Consider the following 20,009-nt stretch of genomic DNA (forward strand, 5'->3'; position numbering starts at 1 on the left):
CAGTCAACCCAATCACAACGTCATCCCCGCCCCTGTGCGCAATTGCGCGCTAGGCCGGGGCGACAATTGAGCTTGTTGCTCAAGCAGCGATTGGCCGCTTCCGCTCCGTGAACGGCGACAGCACCACGGTCGCGACCATGAAGATCACGGACGCCCCGAACACCCAATGCGGCGCGCTCTGGTCCATGATCCAGCCGAACAGCAGCGGGCTGACGATGCCGCCCAGATTGAAGCCGGTGGAGACGATGCCGAAGGCACGCCCCGCAGCACCGGGAGGTGCTGCATTGCGCACCAGCATGTCGCGCGAGGGCGCGATCACGCCGGAGAGGAAACCCGCGGCCGCCATCGTGGCGGTCAGCGCCCAGCCCGGCAGCGTGACCAGCGCGATCAGCAGCACGATCGCCGCGTTCGCGGCAAAGCAGGCGGCGGCGACATAGCCGTGGCGCTCGGTGTGGTCGGCGAGAAAGCCGCCCGCGAGCACGCCGGCGGCGCTTGCACCGAGGAACGCGGTGAGCGCGACATTGGCCGCGGAATAGGTGACGCCATAGCCACTCATCAGCGCCACCACGCCGAAATTGTTGATGCCGGCGACCGACAGGCTGAGCAGCATGAACAGCGCCGTCAGCGTGATCAGCGCCGGCGTGATCACGGCTTGTTTTGGTGCGTTCTCGGTGCCCGGCTTCGTCTTGTACGCGCCGGCATCGGGAATGTTCATCGTCACCAGCAGCAGCGCGACCAGAACACCGATCGCGCCGGATGCGATCAGCGCGCCGGCACCGCCAGATACGGTGACCATCGCGGCGACGATCGCCGGCGCCACCGCGCCGCCGAAATAGCCGGCAAAGGTATGGATCGAGAAAGCGCGGCCCATCCGCGCTTCGTCCATGTGCTCGGCGAGGATGGCATAATCGGCGGGATGGTAGACGCTGTTGGCGAGCCCGAGCAGCACGGCGCAGGCGATCAGCGAGGCATAGCTGAGGTGCAGGCCGAGCAGGATCAGCGCGAGGCCGCCAAGCGTGAGGCCGCCCAGCAGGATCCTTCGCGCACCAAAATGGTCGACGAGATAGCCGGTCGGCGCCTGCGTCAGCCCCGACACCACGGCCGACACGGTCAGCGCGAAGCCGAGCTCGACATAGCCGACGCCGAGTTGATTCTTGAGGAAGGGAAACAGCATCGGCAGGACCAGCAGATGAAAATGGCTGACCCAATGCGCGATCGAGATTCCCGTCAGCGTGCGTAGCGCGCTGTCCGCCTTGCCTTGTTGCGGTGCGGCGAGAACGTCGACCATTGCAGTTCCGTTTCACGTCCTTTGGAGACGCGCAAACTATCGGGCAGAGCGGTTATTTGTCCATGAACGCAGGCGCATGGCAGGTAGTGTGGGGCAGGAGTTTCCCCGCCGTCGTCCTGGCGAAAGCCAGGACCCATTACCCATGAAACCTCCATGAAGCAGTTTAGCGAAAACTCGTGGTCCGGTACTGCGACCATCCACGATCGAGAGATCACGCGGTATGGGTCCTGGCTTTCGCCAGGACGACAGTTGAGAGCGAGGCAAGAGCCGAGCCCTCAAAACGGCTCGTCATCCGGCCCGTAGCGGTCTCGCTTTGGTGTCGCGATGTCGCCGTCTTCGTAATCATCGTCTTCGGTGTCGCGCGGAGGCGGAGGCTTCTTCGCCTTGTCTTTTGCTGGCGTGTCGTCCGCAATTTTGGGCGGCGCGCTCGGCTTGCCGATCTTGGCCATGGCTGGTCCCGGATGGTGATGCTGCGGCCGATCCTATCCGGAAGATATGTGCGGTTCCTGACTTATCTCAAGTCGTCAGTGCACCACCGGCCCGCCGGCCTTCTTCCAGGCGTCGATGCCGCCGGCGATGTGGGCGGTGTTGGTGAGCCCCGCCTCCTTGGCGGCGGCGACAGCCATCGCCGAGCGTTCGCCGAAGGCGCAGAAGAACACGATGCGGCGGCCGGTGGCGGCCGCGACCTCGCGCAGCATGCCGCCGGGCTTGAGGCTGTCTTCAACGGACGGATAGGGCGTATGCAGCGCGCCTTCGAGCATGCCGTGCTTCATCCGCTCATTGGTCTCGCGCAAATCGACCAGCAGGATATCGGGACGGCCGAGGCTGCGGATCGCCTCGACGGCACGGAGCGCGCGGCCCTCTTTCTCCAGCTCCTCCTGGTGCAGGCCGACATGCATGTTGGCGGGCACCGCGACGTCCATCATCTTCGGATTGGGCAGCTTCAGATTGGCCATCAGCTCGATGTAATCGTCGACCGAGCGCACCTGGAGCCGCGGATTGTAGCGTTTCTCCTCGCCGATGGTGGAGACGGTGTCGCCCTTGTAGTCATGCGCCGGAAACACCATGGTCTCGTCCGGAAGCTTCAGCAGCCGATTGAAAATAGACTCATACTGCGCGCGCGAAGAACCGTTCTGGAAATCGGTGCGGCCGGTGCCGCGGATCAGCAGCGTGTCGCCGGTGAAGACGCGGTCGCCCATCAAATAGGAATAGGAATCGTCGGTGTGGCCGGGCGTGTACATCACGTCGAGCGCCAGGCCCTCGATCGTCACCTTGTCGCCGTCGGCAACCCGCATCGCCACCACGTCGGCCTTGGTCTGGTCGCCCATCACCGTCATGCAATGGGTGCGGTCGCGCAGCTCGCCGAGGCCGGTGACGTGGTCGGCATGCAGATGGGTGTCCACCGCCTTGACCAGCTTGAGATCGAGCTCGCGCAGCAGCTGGCAGTAGCGGTCAACCTTCTCCAGCACGGGATCGAGGATCAGCGCCTCGCCGCCGGGGCGGCTCGCCAGGAGATAGCTGTAGGTACCCGAAACACTGTCGAAGAGCTGGCGGAAGATCATGGCAAGACCCGGCGTGAATTACCCGGAGATTCTACTACATTTCGGGCTCACAAGAGAAGCAATTCACTGTGTAAGCAAGAAAATTTGGAAGATTTTTATTCCTGTGACCGGCGAGTGGGCGTCACCTGGCCACCGCTGTCATTCCCCGCGAAGGCGGGGAATCCAGTACGCCGCGCCCTTTCCGTACCCCTCGCCGTCTCGGAGTACTGGATCGCCCGCCTCCGCGGGCGATGACACCGACTGTGCCGCGACGCTTTGCCCCGATAAAAGGCTCAGGGCCGCACCAATGTGTACCCGTTCTCGCTGAGAAACAGGATCTGGCCGACCCCGACCTGCACCGGCGTGGCGGCAGGGATGAACTCCGGCCGCTTGCCGGTCTCACGCTCGATCGTGTCGACGGTGTTGAGGCAGATGTCGAAGCGCACGCCTTGCGCGATCAGGCTCTCGACCTGCTTGCGGCGCTCGCTGCCTGACAACAGGAGATCGATGCCGGGACCGAACGCCACCACCTCGATTGCGACCTTGTCGGGGTCGTAGGCCTTCAGCAAATTGTTGGCGACGCTGAGCACCAGAGCTTGCTTCCTGACATCGCCATCAGAGAGCTGCAGCACGATCTTGTGCTCGGCGAACGGCTTGTCCTGGAGCGGCACCTGCTGCGCAAACGCTGGTGGCATCGCCGCCCAGGCGAACAGCGCCAGCAGTATCGCGGAAAAGGTTTGCGACCGCATCATCCCTGTCCTGCGATGCCCGGATTGCCGTCGACGCCTTTCAGCGTGACGCCGGAGCCGAGCCGCTCCTGAAACATCCGGCCTGAGCGCAGATATTTTGCCACCACATCCCACGCCGGCGTGCCTTGCTGGCCGTTGACCGAGGCCCAGCCCGCGACCTTGTAGCGGTGGCTGGCACTGAGCGCCTTGCCGCCATTGAGCTTCAGCTCCGAGATGCGGCCGCCGATCGCCGCCGTCGGCGTACAGGTGTAGCTGAGCCCGCCGGCGCGCACCATGTCGCCGCCCTGCTGGTAATAGGGATCGGTATTGAAGAGGTTGTCGCAGACGTCTTCCAGCACGTCCTTGATCTGGGCCCCGGTCATCTCCTGCACATAGGTCTCGGGATAGCTGATCGCGGTTTCCGCGAGCAAATCCTCCATCGTCAGCGCCTGGCCGGACAGCCCGGTGACGCCCCAGCGGAAGCCCGGCGACAGCGCGATCTCGGCGTTGAGCTCGGTGCGCAGCGCGCTGCAGATCAGCTCGTCGACAGGGCCGGCGAAATTGTCGCGGCGATACAGCAGGCGATCGGGCGTCGCGATCTTCTCCGACCAGTCGGTGACGAAGGGCGCCCGCAACCGGCCGATCAGTTCGGCCATTCCAGGATCGGGCTTCAACAGCTCGGAATAAACCGGCAGCAGATGATATTTGACGTCGCCGACCTTGCCTTTTTCGAGCGCGAGATCGAGCACGGCAAGAAATTTTCCGTTGGAGCCGGCATTGGTGACGAGCGTCGTGCCGCTGGCATTCTTCACGGCGATGGGCTGCGGGATCGCATCATGGGTGTGGCCGCCGAGGATGACGTCGATGCCGGTGACGCGGCTTGCAAGCTTGAGATCGACGTCCATGCCGTTGTGCGACAGCAGAATGACCGCATCGACCTTGTCGGTGCCGCGCAAGCCATCGACATGCTTCTGGAGTTCTTCCTCCCGGATGCCGAAGGTCCAGTCCGGCGTGAACCGTTTGGGATGCGCGATCGGCACATAAGGGAAGGCCTGGCCGACGATCGCGACGCGATGGCCGCCGAGTTCCTTGATCACGGAGGGCTTGAACACACGCCCCGTCGCCCTGTCGAAGGCGGGAGCGTCGTTGAATGCGGCTTCCTCCGTGAGAAAGACGTTCTGCGCCAGAAACTCGCCCTTGAAGCGCGCGAGATTGTCGCGCAGCGCCTGCTCGCCGTAGGTGAATTCCCAATGCCCGGTCATCGCCTCGATACCGAGCAGGTTTGCGGCCTCGACCATGTCGCGGCCCTGCATGATGTTGGCGAGTCCCGTGCCTTGCCAGAGATCGCCGCCATCAACGAGCATGGAGTGCTTTTCGCCGGCATCGCCGCGCAAGCGATCGATCAGCGTCTTCAGATGCGCGAAGCCGCCGAGCTTGCCGAAACGGCCTGCGGACTTCTCGAACTCGAAGCAGCTGAAGGCATAGGCGTCCGCGCTGTCGGGCCTGATGCCGAAACGGTCGAGGAAGGCGCGGCCGACCAGATGCGGCGGCCGTCCTGCCATCTCGCCGATCCCGATATTGACGCTGGGCTCGCGAAAATAGACCGGATTGAGTTGCGCATGCGTGTCGGTGAGGTGAAGGATACGCGCATTGCCGAACCGTTCGAGGTCGTAAATGCTCGCGGCCTCAGCACCGCGCGCAAGCCGTGGCAGGCTGAGCGATGCGGCAGCAAGGCCTGCATTCTTCAGGAAATCGCGGCGGCGGATCGCCATCCAGAAATTCTCCGCGCCCTCTCATGGTCGCAAGGCTGTTGCAGGAGCGAACAGTCTAGCGGATTTCCATCGCCTTCCAGGCTTCTTTTTCGGAAATCGCCTGGAAGATCGACGCTTTCGCCAGCGCCTCGGCCTCCCTGGCTGCGGCCACGGCGCGGTCGTAATCGCCGCCATCGGCCGCCTTCTTCGCGGCGGCCAGCGTCGAGACGGTCACGGTCCACTGGTTGCGCATGCCGGCGGCCTCCTTGGAGGAGGCCTCGGCGGCGGCATAGGCCGCCTTGTAATCCGCCTCGTTTGCCGCACGCGCCGCCGGCGCGAGGCTCAGAGCGAGCGGCAAGGCAAGCACCACGGCGAGAGCAAGCGACCGCTTCATGGCCGCGCTCCCGGTCCCGATATCGGCAGGCCGTTGGCGACGTAGGACAGGAAATATTCGACGTCGCGATATTCATCCGCCTGCGGCTCCAGCGGAACCGCGCGGGTCTGGCTGTTACAGGTGACGAAGCGGCGACTGGTCGTGCCCATGCCGCTCCATTCGGAGCGGTAGATCGGCATCGCGTTCAGAATGCCGAGCGCCGGCGCCAGGATCTCGGCGCGGATGCGCTCGCCCGGGCTCTGCACATGGCAGCTCGCGCAGGAGAAATTCAATTGGCCGCGGCGGGTGTAGAAATAGCGCTTGCCGTTCTCGAAGGCCGCGAGCGCGCGCGGATCGTCGGGGATCTTGATGTCCATCGGCTTGCCGCGCGAGGTGAAGGCCATGTAGGCGGTGAGCGAGGCCATCTCGTCCTTGACGTAGGAATAGGGCGCCTCGCCATTGGCCTCGCGGCAGCGGTTGAGCGCCAGCTCCAGCGTGACGACCTTGCCCTCCTTCTCGTCGAAATACGGATAGTTCTGGCGGATGCCGATGCCGCCGTTCGGGAAGCAGTCGGCATAGGTCTTGCCGTTCTTGAACGGGGTGGCGAACATCTCCTTGCCGGCGTCAAGCGCGAACTCGTAGGGCGGGAATTCCTCCTTCTCCTGCCACTGCCGCTTCATGTCCTCGTTCATGGAATAGGGACCGTTGACGAAGTCCTCGTGCTTCACGGTCGGGAATTTCTGGAAGAAGAAGTTCTGGAACGCCTTGGCATCGGCGACGGGATCGACCTTGTCGGCCGCCACCACGCGCGGAGAGGTGAGGGCCAGCGCGACGAGCGCGGCACTCAACGAACCAAGCAGGATGGAGGTGCGGGCCTTCATCACGAGATTTTCGCGGTGGTCGTGTCCGACGCACCCTTGTTATCCGTCCAGGAGACCTTGAGATCGTCGCCCTTCTTGGCCCCCTTGAAGCTGAACTTGACATAGGGGTCCTTCGAGATCGCGGTGCCCCAATCGGCAACGAAGACGTCCTTGCCGTTACATTCGAATTTCAGCTGCTGGATGTAATGCGCCGGGATCAGCTCGCCCTTGGCGTCCTTGACGAAGCCGGTATCCATGGGGTGCTGGATCAGCGCCTGCACCTCCGTGATGTCGCCGTTGGCGGTGGCGCGGACGCGAATGCTGGATGCCATCTCGATCTTCCTCGCTTAGCCGCCGCAGCCGCCGACGGTGACCTTGACCTCTTTGGTCGCGCTGTAGAGCTTGCCGTCGGCCTCCACGATCGCAACGACGTTGGTGGTCTTGGCCATCTTCAGCCGGTTGGCGACAGCAGGGATCGTGCCTTCGGGAATCCTGTAGGACGCGGCCAGCGCGCTGGGATTCTCGGCCACGAAGAACGAGATCGAGGTGACCTTGTCGAGCGTCGTCGCCACCGAGATCGGCACCACGCCGCCGTTCTCGGCGATCTCGGGGGCGTCCAGCTTGACCTTGTCGGACGGCTCGGCGGTTTTGCCGTACAGCGCCTTGATGGCGTCCGCCTCGCTCTTCTGCTTGAAGGCCTCTTCGGGATATTTGTCGTTGGCCGCGGCGCGCGCGGGCGCGGCGCCGAACGGCAGATTGCCGAGGCCGAGCAGCGCGACCGAGGCTGCGCCCTGAAGGATCAGGCGCCGCGTCGCGCTTGGGCCGGTGAGTGTGGTCATCTCGGGTCTCCCAACCAAATCTCGTGGCGTGCCTGAAGTCACAGGGTCTGCAGGAAATCAACGATCGCGCTGATCTCCTGTTCGGTCAAAATCCGGTTCCGGCCGAACGGCGGCATCATGGTCTGCGGATTGCGCTTGGTCTCGTCGAAGATGATCGCGACCAGCTCGTTGCGATCGGGGTACTTGGCCTTGAGGTCCTTCAGTTCCGGCCCGATCGTTCCCGGCAGGTCGCCACCCTTGATCACGTGGCAGGTCAGGCAATTGCCCTTGCCGCGGTCGAAAGCGAGTTTCTGGCCGTCGGCCACAGCGGACTGCGCCCACGCCGGGCTGGCGAGGCCGGCGGCAATGGCCAGCAAGATGAACGGAACGGGCGTCCGGGAAAAGGCGGTCACGGCGTTATTCCGAGGCGTTATATCGATGGTCTCGATCGCGAAATAGAAGCGTTTCCAAAGCACAAAGGGCACCGCCTGACAATCAAGACTATGCACGCGACAAAATGAAGTTAATATCTTCCCCATTGCAACTAATGAGATTATTTGTTCAGCCGATTTGGCCCGAGAGTTAAGGGCCGTGGCGCGGGCCGGCTGTTTCCCGAGCGTTTGGGCGCTCAACCTGTTTTCATTGCGTTCTCGTTTTTTCAAGGGGACCTCACTTGGCTGAATATGTCGTCGAATTCGGCAGGGATGGCGGTCGGGTCGAGTCGGATGGGCGGCTCGATGCACCGGCATTTCATCGCAATCACGAGCCGCTCTGGGCGGCACTGGAAAAGCATCTCGCCGGCTGCACCGGCAACGTGGTCGAGCTCGGCAGCGGAACCGGCCAGCACGTGGTCTACTTCGCCCGTCACACGCCCGGCCTGATCTGGTGGCCCAGCGATCTCAACCAGCGCCACCTCAAGAGCATCGAGGCCTGGCGCGTTCATTCAGGCCTGAAAAACATCCGCTCGCCGCTGCGGATCGATCTCACCGATCCCGACTGGTGCCCGGAGATGAAAAGCGGGCAGGCGCCGTCAAGTCTTGCCGCATTGTTCTGCGCCAATGTCATCCACATCGCGCCATGGAGCGTCGCCGAGGGCCTGTTCGCCGGCGCTGGCCGCTATTTGCGGGCCGACGGCAAGCTGTTCCTTTATGGCCCGTTCAAGCGCGGCGGCAAGCACATCGCGCTCAGCAACGCCGTGTTCGACACCTCCTTGCGTGAAGGCAATCCCGACTGGGGCGTGCGTGACATCGCCGATGTCGAGGCGCTCGCCCGCGGCGCAGGTCTTCGCCTTGTCGATACCATTGACATGCCAGCGAACAATCTCACGCTGGTGTTTTCGCGCTAAGCCCAGACGGCGCTGCGCTCCCTCCCCCCTTGTGGGGGAGGGCGGGGGAGAGGGGTAGCCCAGGAATCAGTCTATCCATCTGCGACCGAGCCGCGCCCGCAAATCGAGAGAGTCCCCGCGTAACCCCCTCTCCCTGCCCCTCCCCCACAAGGGGGGAGGGAATGAGAGAGCGGTGCACGCCTCACGTAGTGAAGCGATCACGCTTCTTCGTCCCGCCACCCGATCTTGTCCTTCAAGAACCGAAAGCCAATCACCTCGAACCCGGCGCGCTCCTTGTTGTCCTTGCCGTAGCCGTGGCCGCCCGCTTCAGGCTCGTAGAACCAGGCTTCATAGCCCATGGCCTGGAGCTTTGCCGCCATCTTGCGCGCATGCCCGGGATGGACACGGTCGTCGCGCCGCGTGGTGGCGATCAGGATCGGCGGATAGGGTTGGCCGGCCTTGACGTTGTGATAGGCGGAGTAGGTCTTGAGCCAGTCCCACTCCTCGGGCTTGTCGGGATCGCCATATTCCGCGATCCAGCTCGCGCCGGCGAGCAGCTTCGTGTAGCGGCGCATGTCGATCAGCGGGATGGTGCAGAACAGCGCGCCGAAACGTTCGGGGTATCGCACCAGCATGTTGGTGATGAGGATGCCGCCGTTCGATCCACCCTGCGCGGCAATGCGCTTTCCTTTGGTCACCCCGCGGCGGACGAGATCGGCGGCAACGGCGGCGAAATCATCGTGCGACAGCTTCTTGCCGGCGTATCGCCCCGCATCGTGCCAGCGCGTACCGAATTCGCCGCCGCCGCGCACATTCGCCTGCACCGTCGTGCCGCCGCGCTCCAGCCACAGCTTGCCGAGCGACGAATTGTAGTACGGCTTCACGGCGAGGCCGAAGCCGCCATAGGCGCTCATATAGACCGGTGCATCGCCGGTCTCGCCGCTGGGGCCGGTCTGCACATAGGGAATGCGCTCGCCGTCGATCGAGATCGCCTCGTGCTGGGTGACCACGAGGCCGTCGGCGTTGAATGTTTTCGGCGCCTGCTTCAGCACGATCGGGCTCGCGACGCCGCGCTCGATGAGCAGCAGCGACGGCGGCGTCAGCGGATCCTGCACATTGGCAAGCAGGTCGCCGTTGCTCTCGGAGGGATGGCGATCCAGCGGCCAGATGTCGACCACGCCGATCTGCGGCAGGCCGCCAAGTGATTCGCGGCTCCAGCTTGTGGCGGACGGCGTGCAGATCTCGAATTGCGGCTGGAGCTCGTCGAGGATCGACAGCACCAGCCTGCCCCCGGCCCAGAACAGGCCTTGCAGGGCACGGCGAGGTTCGGGCGCGAACAGCACCGCGAAATCGCGGCTGCCGGCGAGGAAGGCCGGGAGCGAGATGCCGAGCACGGTGTCGGCGGCATAGGTTCTGCCCTCGATCGACCAGGCCTCGCGCAGCTTCATCGCGAACCAGTCGCCGTGCGCCTGCAACCAGATGCCGGTCGGCAGATCGAGCTTCGTCGTCGTGCCGTCGGCGTCGCGCAGCCAGAGCGCATGATTGAAGAAGTCGATCTGGTCGACGATCCAGCTGCGCGGGGCCGCAGCGGTGTCGTCGACCATGCCGGAGATCGCCATATGATCGGCCGTGGTCTCGATGATCATTTGCGCCTGATCGACAGGCTGGCCGCGCCGCCACAGGCGAACCGTTCGCGAATATCCGGAAGCAGTCGCCATGCCTTCGCCATGGGCGCTCGACAGCAGCAGCGTGTCGGCATCGAGCCAATCGGCGCCGCCCTTGGCTTCCGGCAGCGCAAATCCGTCCGCCACGAAACTCTTGGTGCCGAGGTCGAATTCCCGCAAGGTGACGGCGTCGCTGCCGCCGCGCGACAGACTCAAAATGGCGCGCGCGCTTCCCGGCTGAGTGGTGATGCCGCTCAGCAGCCAGTCCTCGCCCTCGCGTGCCGCGAGCTGGTCGACGTCCAGCAGGATTTCCCACGCGGGATGCGATTTGCGAAACTCGGCGAGCGAAGTCTTCCGCCACAAGCCGCGCGGGTTGGTGGCGTCCTTCCAGAGATTGTGCAGTTCGTCGCCGCGCCGGCTGACATAGGGAATGTTGTCGGGACGATCGTAGATCGCCGCGAGCATGTCGCGGTCGCGCGCGAAGGCGGTCCCGCCGAACGCGTCGAGCGTCAGGCTGTTCTGCCGCGTGACGAAATCGAGCGCCTGCTTGCCTTCGATCTCCTCCAGCCAGAGCCAGGGATCGTCGTCGGGAGCGCTGAGCGTAGGTCTGTCGTCGACGGACATGAACGAAACTCCGAAAGGTCGCGGCGGATAGGATTTGATCGAGCGCAAGCCGTCAAGTGCGCGGCCCATTATCATCGGCCCGATTGCGTCAGAGGCATGGCCTGCGCCCGTTTGCGCCGGTTGCCCGCCCTCTCGCGTCCCGCCATAGTGGCGGGAATCAAGCGAGCCTTTGAAAGCCTTTGAAGCCCCTCGAAAGCCCGTTGGGGCGGAAATGCCGATGCTGGATGTGACTGCAGCCAATGAGATCGCCGCCGACGCCCGCGTGCGTGCCAATGTGGTGCGCCTTGCCGCCGCGCAGGCGCTGACCGGCGCCAACTCGGCGGTGATCTTCGCAACCGGCGCGATCGTCGGCGCGACGCTCGCGCCCGACGTCTCGTTCGCAACCGTGCCGATCTCGATGTATGTGCTCGGCCTCGCCGCCGGCACGCTGCCGACCGGCGCGATCTCGCGCCGCTTCGGCCGCCGCGTCGCTTTCATCGTCGGCACCGGTGTGGGCGCGCTGACCGGTCTGCTCGGCTGCTTCGCGATCCTGCACGCTTCGTTTCCGTTGTTCTGTCTGGCGACTTTTCTCGGCGGCCTCTACGGCGCGGTGGCGCAGTCCTACCGCTTCGCTGCCGCCGACGGCGCCAGCGCGGCGTACCGGCCCAAGGCGGTGTCCTGGGTGATGGCGGGCGGCGTGTTCGCCGGCGTGCTCGGTCCACAGCTCGTGCAATGGACCATGGATGTCTGGCAGCCTTATCTGTTCGCCTTCAGCTTCCTGGTCCAGGCGGCTGTCGCGCTGGTCGCGATGGGTATCGTCGCCGGGGTCGACATGCCGAAGCCGGCACCGGCCGATCTTCACGGCGGGCGGCCGCTGCTCGAGATCGTGACCCAGCCGCGCTTCATCGCGGCGGCGCTGTGCGGCGTCATCTCCTACCCCATGATGAATCTGGTGATGACCTCGGCGCCGCTCGCCATGAAGCTGTGCGGCTTGAGCGTCTCCGATTCCAATTTCGGCATTCAATGGCACATCGTCGCCATGTACGGGCCGAGCTTCTTCACGGGTGCGCTGATCGCCCGCTTCGGCGCGCGGAAGGTTGTTGCCGCCGGCCTGCTGCTGGAGGCCGGCGGGGCCAGCATCGGCCTGTCCGGCATCACCGCGATGCATTTCTGGGCCACGCTGATCGTGCTCGGAATCGGCTGGAATTTCTCCTTCATCGGCGCCTCCGCGCTGGTGCTGGAGACGCACCGGCCGCAGGAGCGCAACAAGGTGCAGGCCTTCAACGATTTCCTGGTGTTCGGCATGATGGCGATCGGCTCGTTCTCGTCCGGCCAATTGCTCGCCAGTTACGGCTGGTCCGCGGTGAACATGGTGGTGTTCCCGCCGGTGCTGCTTGGCCTCGCCGTGCTCTCGCTGGCGTCGTGGACCCGTCGCCGCAAAGCGCGGCTCGACGCGGCCATGGGCGAGTTCCCGGATGCGGTCTGATATGGCGGGAGGCTGTCAGCAGCGTTGATAGTTCGATCCAGATCGAAGTGATTTTTGGGGGCGAGTTGCTTAGATGCCGTCATGGCCGGGCTTGTCCCGGCCATCCACGTCTTGGGCGTTCGGATCGAAGAACGTGGATGCCCGGAACAAGTCCGGGCATGACGGAGTAAGCGGCATGCTCGACAACCCCCGACACGACGGATCCGTCGACGAATCCTCTCTCCGCTACGAAGGCTGGCGCATCGTTGCGGTCTGCTTCCTGCTCGCGACCTTCGGCTGGGGGCTCGGCTTCTACGGCCAGAGCGTCTATGTCGCCGAGCTCCAGCGCGCGCACGGCTGGTCGGCCTCGCTGATCTCCTCGGCCACGACGTTCTTCTATCTGTTCGGCGCGCTGCTCGTCGTCTTCGTCGGCGAGGCCGTCAACACATACGGCCCGCGCCTCGGCCTGATCGCGGGGACGCTGGCGATGTCCGCCGCGGCGGTCGCGATCGGCGCGGTGCGCGAGCCGTGGCAGCTTTATCTCGCGAACGCCGTGCTCGCCTTCGGCTGGGCCGGCACGAGTCTGGCCATGATCACCAACACGATCAGCCTGTGGTTCGACCACAAGCGCGGCATGGCCATCAGTCTCGCGCTCAATGGCGCAAGCTTCGGCGGCATTGTCGGTGTGCCGTTGCTGGTGACCCTGATCGGTCATGTCGGCTTCGCCAGCGCGATGTTTATCGTGGCCGGCGCCATGCTGGCGTTGCTCGTGCCGGTGATCCTGATTGTCGTCGGCCGCCCGCCCGATCTCCATGGCCGGCGCGCCGCGACGAAAACGAAGCCGCAATCGTCGGCGCAGATTCGCAGCCAGGCGTTGCGCGATGTCGGCTTCCTCACGGTGACAATTGCCTTTGCTTTGGTGCTGTTCGCGCAGGTCGGCTTCATCGTCCACCTGATCTCGTTCCTGGATCCCGTGATCGGGCGCGAGCGCGCGGCCGTCGCGGTTGCGGTGCTGACCGCGATGGCGGTGATCGGCCGGGTGCTGTTCTCGCTGGTGATTGACCGCCTCAACCAGCGGCTTGCCTCGGCGCTGTCGTTCCTGAGCCAGGCCGTGGCGCTGTGCGTCGTCATCAATTTGCACAATGATTACGTGCTGATCGTCGCCTGCGCATTGTTCGGCTTCTCGGTCGGCAATCTCATCACGCTGCCGTCGCTGATCGTGCAGCAGGAATTCGATTCCGCCGCGTTCGGCGTGCTGATCAGCCTCAACACCGCGATCAACCAGGTGACTTATGCATTCGGCCCCGGCGTGGTCGGTTTTCTGCGCGATTTCTCCGGTGGCTATGAGCTGCCGTTCTATCTGTGTATTGCGCTGGAGCTGGTAGCGGCGGCGCTGATCATGGTGCGGGGGAAGCCGCGAGCGACGACTGCGTAGAGGCGCGGCGTCGCTTCAACATCCTCCGTCATTGCGAGCGCAGCGAAGCAATCCAGACTGCTACTGCGGAAAGATTCTGGATTGCTTCGTCGCTTCGCTCCTCGCAATGACGAGGAGAGAGTTGAGTTTAAGCCTCGCGCTGCTTCAGCAGCCCGTCCACATCCAGCCGCTTCGTAAACATCGCGAGCTTGCCATCCGGCCCGAACGGCCATTGCTCCCGCGGCTTGTCCCAATACAGCTCCACGCCGTTCTGGTCCGGATCGCGCAAATACAGCGCTTCGGACACGCCATGGTCGCTCGCCCCGTCGAGCGCAATGCCGGCCGAGAGCACGCGGTGCAGCGCATCCGCCAGCGCGGGCCGTGTCGGATAGAGGATCGCGGTGTGATAGAGCCCGGTCGTGCCTGGCGGTGGCGGCGAGCCGCCCTTGCTCTCCCAGGTGTTGAGCCCGATGTGGTGGTGATAGCCGCCGGCCGAGATGAAGGCCGCGCCCGAGCCCATGCGCTGCATCAGTTCGAAACCGAGCACGCCGCAATAGAAGCCGAGCGCGCGATCGAGATCGGCGACTTTGAGATGGACGTGGCCGATCCTGGTGCCGGCGGCGACGGCTTGGTTCTGCGACATGCGGCTGCTCCGTTGATGGACTCCACATAAGCCCGGGCTCGGAACAGTGCTACTGACCTATCCCGAAACCCAGCGTTTCCGGATAGGCAACTTACGACAGCTCCCGCGCCTCGCCCTCCGGCAGCTCGAACTCGAACGTGTTCAGCGTCATCGACACCAGCGTGTAATAGCCGCAGAGACCAATCACCTCGACCACGCCGCGCTCGCCGAGCAGCTTTACCGCCTCATCATAGAGACCCTTCTCGACGCCATGGCCCTCATGCAGCGACTTCGCGACGTCGTAGATCATCTTGCCCTTGGGATCGTCGAAGACAGGCGTGCGGCGGTCGCGGATCGCGTCGATGATGTCAGGGTTCATGCCGCCGGCAAGCGCCAGGCGCTTGTGCGCGTACCATTCGTAATGCGCGGTCCAGTGCCGCGCCGTCACCAGGATCGCGATCTCCGAAAGTTTTGCGGGGAATATCGTGTCGTAGCGCAGGACCTCGCCGAGCCGCGTGGCATGACGGGCCATGTCGGGACTGTTCAGCCACGCCATCATCGGTGCCGGCGGCTTGCCGCGCTTGCCGGCAATCGACTCGTCATAGGTCTGCCGCTGGCTCTCGTTCATTTCGCCACGCGAAAGAAGCTTCAGGCGCATTGTTGTTTCCTCTTTGTTTTCAAGCTCGCCGTGGCCGCGACTATAGCGGATGCGTGACACGGAAGTGGTTGAATTCCGCGGGAGCTTGGCCCAGAGTCGTGCCCAACAAGCCGATTTTGAATGATGGAAACGACCCATGACTGACTCCAGGGCCAGCGAGACTGAGACCGCCGATCTCGAAACATTCCGCAGCGAAACGCGTGCCTGGCTCGAAGCCAATTGCCCGCCGGAGATGCGCAAGCCCGCAACGTCCGACGCCGACGTGTTCTGGGGCGGACGTAACGCAAAATTCTCGTCCGAGCCGCAGCGCATCTGGTTCGAGCGCATGCGCGACAAGGGCTGGACCGTACCCGATTGGCCGAAGGAGTACGGCGGCGGTGGCCTGAGCGCCGCCGAGCACAAGGTGCTGCGTGCGGAGATGGGACGAATCGGAGCGCGCCCGCCGCTGTCGAGTTTTGGCATCTGGATGCTCGGGCCGGCGCTGCTGAAATACGGCAACGACGCGCAGAAGAAAGAGCACCTGCCGAAAATCGCAGCGGGCCTGATCCGCTGGTGCCAGGGCTATTCCGAGCCGAACGCCGGCTCCGATCTTGCGTCGCTGCAGACCCGCGCCGAGAGCGACGGCGACGATTTCGTGATCACTGGGTCGAAGATCTGGACGTCCTATGCCAATTACGCCGACTGGATCTTCTGCCTCGTCCGCACCGATCCCGCCGCGAAGAAGCATGACGGCATCAGCTTCATCCTGTTCGACATGGCCTCGAAGGGCGTCTCGACCAAGCCGATCCTGCTGATCTCCGGCTACTCGCCGTTCTGCGAGACGTTCTTCGACAATGTCCGCGTGCCGAAATCGCATGTGGTCGGCACCGTCAATCGCGGCTGGGACGTCGCGAAATATCTGCTCCAGCATGAGCGCGCGATGATATCAGGCATGGGCGAGCGCGGCGTCGGCCGTCCGCTAGGCCAGATCGCGGCCGATTCCGTCGGCACCGATGCGCTGGGACGGCTCGACGATTCCATGCTGCGCGGCCGGATCGCCAGCTTCGACGTCGATGAAGCCGCCCTTGCAGCCTGCGCCGAACGCGCGGTCGATCTCGCCAAGGCGGGTCAGGCGCATCCGGCGTTCTCGTCGGCAATGAAATATTACGGCACCGAGCTCAACAAGCGCCGTTACGAGATCCTGATGTCGGCCGGCGGTGTCGATGCGCTGGAATGGGAGAGCGAGCGCTCCAGGCAAGGCGCCCGTCCGCGCGCCTGGCTGCGCACCAAGGCCAACTCAATCGAGGGCGGCACGACCGAGGTCATGCTCGGCATCGTCGCCAAGCGCATCCTCGATCTGCCGGGGGCGTGAGGCTCTCAGTCATTCCGGGGCGCGCGTAGCGCGAGCCCGGAATCCATTTCACCGCGTATATACCGCCTGATGGATTCCGGGCCTGGCCCTTCGGGCCATCCCGGAATGACCAAGACAAAATAGATTTCAAATCGGAACACGCACATGGCCCTCGTCCTCACCGAAGAACAATCGATGCTCCGCGACAGCGCGCGCGGGCTGATCAGCGACAAGGCGCCGGTGTCGCATCTGCGGCATCTGCGCGATAGCAAAGACCCCATCGGCTTCTCCAAGGAGTTTTGGCATTCCTTCGCCGAGATGGGCTTTGCCGGCTTGCTGGTGCCGGAAGAGTTCGGCGGCAGCGGCCTTGGCTATGTCGAGGCCGGCGTGGTGATGGAGGAGATCGGCCGCACGCTGATGCCGTCGCCCTTCCTCGCCACCAGCGTGGTCGCGGCCTCGGCGCTGAACCGTGGTGGCAATGCCGCGCAGAAGTCGGAGTATCTGCCGAAGATTTCCAACGGCTCCCTGCTCGCGACGCTCGCGATCGACGAGGGCGCAAAACATCGCCCGCTTCAGACCAATCTCCAGGCCGTGCGCGCCGGCAACGGTTTCAGGCTCTCCGGCGCCAAGGCGCTCGTCGTCGACGGTCACGTTGCCGACCTTCTCATTGTCGCGGCACGCACCGCCGGCTCGGCCGGCGAACGCGAGGGGCTGACGCTGTTCCTGGTCAACCCGAAGGCCAAGGGCGTTGCGATCGAGCGCACCATCATGGTCGACGCGCACAATGCGGCGCGGATCGAGCTTGCCAATGTCGAGGTCGATGCCGACAGCGTGCTCGGCGAAGTCGACCAGGGTGGCGGGCTGCTCGACGGCGTGCTCGATATCGGGCGCGGCGCGGTGGCCTCCGAAATGGTGGGCTTGAGCGAAGAAGTGTTCAACCGCACCGTCGAGTACCTCAAGAGCCGCAAGCAGTTCGGCAAGTTGATCGGCGAATTCCAGGCGCTGCAGCACCGCGCCGCCGAACTCTATGTCGACATCGAGATCACCCGCGCCGCCGTGATGAAGGCGCTGCAAGCGCTCGATACGGACGTCGCCAAGGCGGCGTCAAGCGTCGCAGTGGCAAAAGCCCGCGCCGGCACCACCGCCACGCGCGCGGTGCAGGAGGGCGTGCAGATGCATGGCGGCATGGGCATGACCGACCAGTTCGACATCGGCTTCTTCATGAAGCGCGCGCGCGTGTGCGAGGAATTGTTCGGCGACGCCAATTACCACACCGAGCAGCTGGCGAGGGCGCGGGGGTATTGAGGCGAGACGGGTGTGAGGTCCAGGGCGTCGCCTCACAGGCGGTGTCGTCGCCCGGCTTGACCGGGCGACCCAGTACGCCGCGGCTTCTCGATTGATCGCAACCGTCTCTGGAATACTGGATCGCCCGGTCAAGCCGGGCGATGACAGTTGAGAGAGTGGAAAGCGCCTGCCCCAAGCTCGTCATTGCGAGGAGCACTTGCGACGAAGCAATCCAGACTGTCACCGCGGAGGGATTCTGGATTGCTTCGCTTCGCTCGCAATGACGGCGGATAGAGCTCCCTACCGCACCGGCGGCGCGTACTGCACGCCGCCTGCATTCCACAGCTGGTTCATGCCGCGCGGGATCTTCAACTTCGACTTCTCGCCGATGTTGCGCTCGTACATCTCGCCATAATTGCCGACGTGGCGGATGATGCGGACCACCCAATCCTTGGTGAGGCCGAGCTGCTCGCCGTAATTGCCCTCGGTGCCGACCAGTCGCATCACTTCCGGCTTCTTCGACTTCAGGGCTTCGTCGATGTTCTCCGAGGAGACGCCGAGCTCCTCGGCGTTGATCATCGCGTAGAGCGTCCACTTCACGATCATCATCCAGTCGTCGTCGCGCTGGCGCACGACGGGCGCGAGCGGCTCCTTGGAGATCATGTCCGGCAGGATCATGCTGTCGCCGGGCTTCGACAGGTTGATCCGCAGCGCGTAGAGCTGGGAGACGTCGGCGGAGAGCGTGTCGCATTTGCCGGTGTCGTAGGCTTTCACGACGTCGTCCAGCTTGTCGAACTTCACCTCTTCATACTGCATGTTGTTGGCACGGAAGTAATCGGCGACGTTGAGCGCCGTGGTGGTCCCGGTCTGGACGCAGACCTTGCTGCCGGTCAGGTCCAGCGCGGTTTCCTTGTTGCGCGCGCGCGGCAGCATGAAGCCTGCGCCGTCGTAATAGGCGACCGCGGGGAAATAGAGATCGTAGTCGAGCTCGCGCGCCATGCTCCAAGTCGAGTTGCGCGAGAGGATGTCCACTTTCCGGCTCTGCAATTCCTTGAAGCGCTCGCTGGCATCGAGCGCGACGAACTTCGCCTTGCTCGGGTCGTTGAAGATCGCGGAGGCCACCGCGCGGCAGAAATCGACGTCGAAGCCGGTCCAGTTGCCCTTGTCGTCAGGGATCGAGAAGCCCGGCAGGCCCTTGTTGACGCCGCACAGCACCTCGCCACGGCGGACGGTGCGCTTCAGCGTGCGGGTGTCGTAAAACTCGTAGATCACCGCGAGGACGCCGACCAGCACGGCAACCGCGAGCCCGATCAGCAGGCCGCCACGAAAAGTGCGCATCATGTTGCTCTCTCGAAATAATCGGGAAAAGGAATATTCGCTAAGGCGAGGAGATCAGATCAGAGCTCGGGCTTCTGCCGAATGACGACCTTGGTGCCGACCGGGACGCGATCGTAGAGATCGGCGACGTCGCGGTTGACGAGCCGGAAGCAGCCGGAGGAGACCTTGGTGCCGATCGTGTCGGGACGGTTGGTGCCGTGGATGCGGTAGACCGTGGTGCCCAGATACATGGCGCGGGCGCCGAGCGGATTACCGGGGCCGCCGGCCATGAAGCGCGGCAGATAAGGCTGGCGCTGGATCATCTCCGGCGGCGGCGTCCAGTCCGGCCACTCCTTCTTGTTGGTGATGTTCACCAGACCCTGCCACTGAAAACCATCGCGGCCGACGCCAATGCCGTAGCGGATCGCGCGACCGCCGGGCTGCACCAGATAGAGATGCCGTTCGGCGGTCGAGATGATGAGGGTGCCCGGCGCTTCGGTGGTGCGGAAGTAGACGACCTGCTTCTGCCATTCCGGATCGAGCTCATAGGCATCGTCGGCGACCAGGCCCGGCTCGTCGCCGCGGTCGGGCTGCTGGGCGTAGGCATGGGGCGCGGACAGGATCAGGCCGATCGCAGCCACAAACATCCCGGTCAGGCGACGAAAATCCGTCATTTCAAGCTCTCCCCCACTGCCACAGCAAATATCGTTCGGAACCATCTGAACCCAGCGGCAGCTTCATGGCAAGTTGATGGCGCGCCCGGCTGGCATGTCACGAGAATGCTTTGGTTTTTTGACGGACCGCGCGCAATGCCACAAACAGGGGATGGCGCGAAAAGCAGTGAGCCGGACACGATGTGCTCCCTCTCCCGCTTGCGAGGGCTTTGCTTAATTGGCCGAGCGGGAGTGAGGCTCGATATGGGGTATTTTTTTGTGCGGCCTCGGATGGCGCGCGAACGCAGACGGTCTT

General features: G+C 64.2%; 20 protein-coding genes. 5 read left to right on the forward strand and 15 right to left on the reverse strand.

Annotated elements, in window-relative coordinates; genetic code table 11:
• Window positions 1-79: 79 nt before the first annotated feature.
• From ABIB91_RS22745 to soxX, 10 genes are all read right to left on the reverse strand, one after another.
• Window positions 80-1,288, reverse strand: a complete 1,209-nt coding sequence (locus ABIB91_RS22745) for an MFS transporter (protein ID WP_354166932.1) — start codon at window positions 1,286-1,288, stop codon at window positions 80-82.
• Between the two features lie 275 nt (window positions 1,289-1,563).
• A complete protein-coding gene (locus tag ABIB91_RS22750; RefSeq protein WP_007598023.1) occupies window positions 1,564-1,737 on the reverse strand; it encodes a hypothetical protein in 174 nt (57 codons plus the stop codon).
• A gap of 75 nt (window positions 1,738-1,812) precedes the next feature.
• A complete protein-coding gene (locus ABIB91_RS22755; protein WP_354166935.1) occupies window positions 1,813-2,850 on the reverse strand; it encodes an MBL fold metallo-hydrolase in 1,038 nt (345 codons plus the stop codon).
• Between the two features lie 272 nt (window positions 2,851-3,122).
• On the reverse strand, window positions 3,123-3,581 hold the full coding sequence (locus ABIB91_RS22760; RefSeq protein ID WP_354166938.1) for a DsrE family protein: 459 nt from the start codon (window positions 3,579-3,581) through the stop codon (window positions 3,123-3,125).
• Window positions 3,578-5,329 (reverse strand): thiosulfohydrolase SoxB, encoded by a 1,752-nt coding sequence (soxB, locus tag ABIB91_RS22765; RefSeq protein ID WP_354166941.1) that lies wholly within the window; start codon window positions 5,327-5,329, stop codon window positions 3,578-3,580. Before soxB ends, ABIB91_RS22760 begins: the two co-directional genes overlap by 4 nt.
• Before the next feature lie 55 nt (window positions 5,330-5,384).
• Window positions 5,385-5,702, reverse strand: a complete 318-nt coding sequence (locus tag ABIB91_RS22770; RefSeq protein WP_007598015.1) for a hypothetical protein — start codon at window positions 5,700-5,702, stop codon at window positions 5,385-5,387.
• A complete protein-coding gene (gene soxA / locus ABIB91_RS22775; RefSeq protein WP_007598012.1) occupies window positions 5,699-6,562 on the reverse strand; it encodes a sulfur oxidation c-type cytochrome SoxA in 864 nt (287 codons plus the stop codon). Before soxA ends, ABIB91_RS22770 begins: the two co-directional genes overlap by 4 nt.
• Window positions 6,562-6,873: a thiosulfate oxidation carrier complex protein SoxZ gene (gene soxZ, locus ABIB91_RS22780; RefSeq protein WP_007598011.1), complete on the reverse strand. Its 312-nt coding sequence runs from the start codon at window positions 6,871-6,873 to the stop codon at window positions 6,562-6,564. Before soxZ ends, soxA begins: the two co-directional genes overlap by 1 nt.
• 15 nt (window positions 6,874-6,888) lie before the next feature.
• Window positions 6,889-7,380: a thiosulfate oxidation carrier protein SoxY gene (soxY, locus tag ABIB91_RS22785; protein WP_007598010.1), complete on the reverse strand. Its 492-nt coding sequence runs from the start codon at window positions 7,378-7,380 to the stop codon at window positions 6,889-6,891.
• Between the two features lie 38 nt (window positions 7,381-7,418).
• The gene (soxX, locus tag ABIB91_RS22790) at window positions 7,419-7,772 is read right to left on the reverse strand and encodes a sulfur oxidation c-type cytochrome SoxX (RefSeq protein ID WP_354166970.1); all 354 of its coding nucleotides are present in this window, start codon (window positions 7,770-7,772) and stop codon (window positions 7,419-7,421) included.
• Between the two features lie 260 nt (window positions 7,773-8,032).
• Between soxX and ABIB91_RS22795 the strand changes: the two genes are divergently transcribed.
• Window positions 8,033-8,704 carry a DUF938 domain-containing protein gene (locus tag ABIB91_RS22795; RefSeq protein ID WP_007598007.1) on the forward strand — a complete coding sequence of 224 codons (672 nt, stop codon included), beginning with the start codon at window positions 8,033-8,035 and terminating at the stop codon, window positions 8,702-8,704.
• 197 nt (window positions 8,705-8,901) lie between these two features.
• Here the strand turns inward: ABIB91_RS22795 and ABIB91_RS22800 are convergent, their stop codons facing one another.
• On the reverse strand, window positions 8,902-10,971 hold the full coding sequence (locus ABIB91_RS22800) for a prolyl oligopeptidase family serine peptidase (protein ID WP_354166948.1): 2,070 nt from the start codon (window positions 10,969-10,971) through the stop codon (window positions 8,902-8,904).
• Window positions 10,972-11,188: 217 nt separating this feature from the next.
• On the opposite strand from ABIB91_RS22800, the gene ABIB91_RS22805 reads away from it, so the two are divergent.
• Both ABIB91_RS22805 and ABIB91_RS22810 read left to right on the forward strand, forming a co-directional pair.
• The gene (locus tag ABIB91_RS22805; protein ID WP_354166951.1) at window positions 11,189-12,436 is read left to right on the forward strand and encodes an MFS transporter; all 1,248 of its coding nucleotides are present in this window, start codon (window positions 11,189-11,191) and stop codon (window positions 12,434-12,436) included.
• Between the two features lie 175 nt (window positions 12,437-12,611).
• Complete coding sequence (locus ABIB91_RS22810; RefSeq protein WP_354166954.1) at window positions 12,612-13,850, forward strand: MFS transporter; 1,239 nt, start codon at window positions 12,612-12,614, stop codon at window positions 13,848-13,850.
• 127 nt (window positions 13,851-13,977) lie between these two features.
• On the opposite strand, the gene ABIB91_RS22815 is transcribed toward ABIB91_RS22810, so the two are convergent.
• Together ABIB91_RS22815 and ABIB91_RS22820 are read right to left on the reverse strand one after the other, a co-directional pair.
• A complete protein-coding gene (locus ABIB91_RS22815; RefSeq protein ID WP_219678950.1) occupies window positions 13,978-14,472 on the reverse strand; it encodes a VOC family protein in 495 nt (164 codons plus the stop codon).
• Window positions 14,473-14,563: 91 nt separating this feature from the next.
• Window positions 14,564-15,109, reverse strand: coding sequence for a carboxymuconolactone decarboxylase family protein (locus ABIB91_RS22820; protein WP_354166958.1), 546 nt, complete (start codon window positions 15,107-15,109; stop codon window positions 14,564-14,566).
• A gap of 136 nt (window positions 15,110-15,245) precedes the next feature.
• Here ABIB91_RS22820 and ABIB91_RS22825 point away from each other — a divergent pair, with 136 nt between their 5' ends.
• Entirely contained in the window at window positions 15,246-16,460 is a 1,215-nt protein-coding gene (locus ABIB91_RS22825; RefSeq protein WP_354166962.1) for an acyl-CoA dehydrogenase family protein, read from the forward strand.
• A 144-nt stretch (window positions 16,461-16,604) separates the two neighbouring features.
• Window positions 16,605-17,744, forward strand: coding sequence for an acyl-CoA dehydrogenase family protein (locus tag ABIB91_RS22830; RefSeq protein ID WP_354166965.1), 1,140 nt, complete (start codon window positions 16,605-16,607; stop codon window positions 17,742-17,744).
• Between the two features lie 279 nt (window positions 17,745-18,023).
• On the opposite strand, the gene ABIB91_RS22835 is transcribed toward ABIB91_RS22830, so the two are convergent.
• Window positions 18,024-19,061 carry an amino acid ABC transporter substrate-binding protein gene (locus tag ABIB91_RS22835; RefSeq protein ID WP_354166973.1) on the reverse strand — a complete coding sequence of 346 codons (1,038 nt, stop codon included), beginning with the start codon at window positions 19,059-19,061 and terminating at the stop codon, window positions 18,024-18,026.
• A 59-nt stretch (window positions 19,062-19,120) separates the two neighbouring features.
• Window positions 19,121-19,714, reverse strand: a complete 594-nt coding sequence (locus tag ABIB91_RS22840; RefSeq protein WP_007597994.1) for a L,D-transpeptidase — start codon at window positions 19,712-19,714, stop codon at window positions 19,121-19,123.
• Between the last annotated feature and the right edge of the window lie 295 nt (window positions 19,715-20,009).

Source organism: Bradyrhizobium sp. JR4.3 (genome assembly GCF_040547695.1).
Lineage (GTDB): Bacteria > Pseudomonadota > Alphaproteobacteria > Rhizobiales > Xanthobacteraceae > Bradyrhizobium > Bradyrhizobium canariense.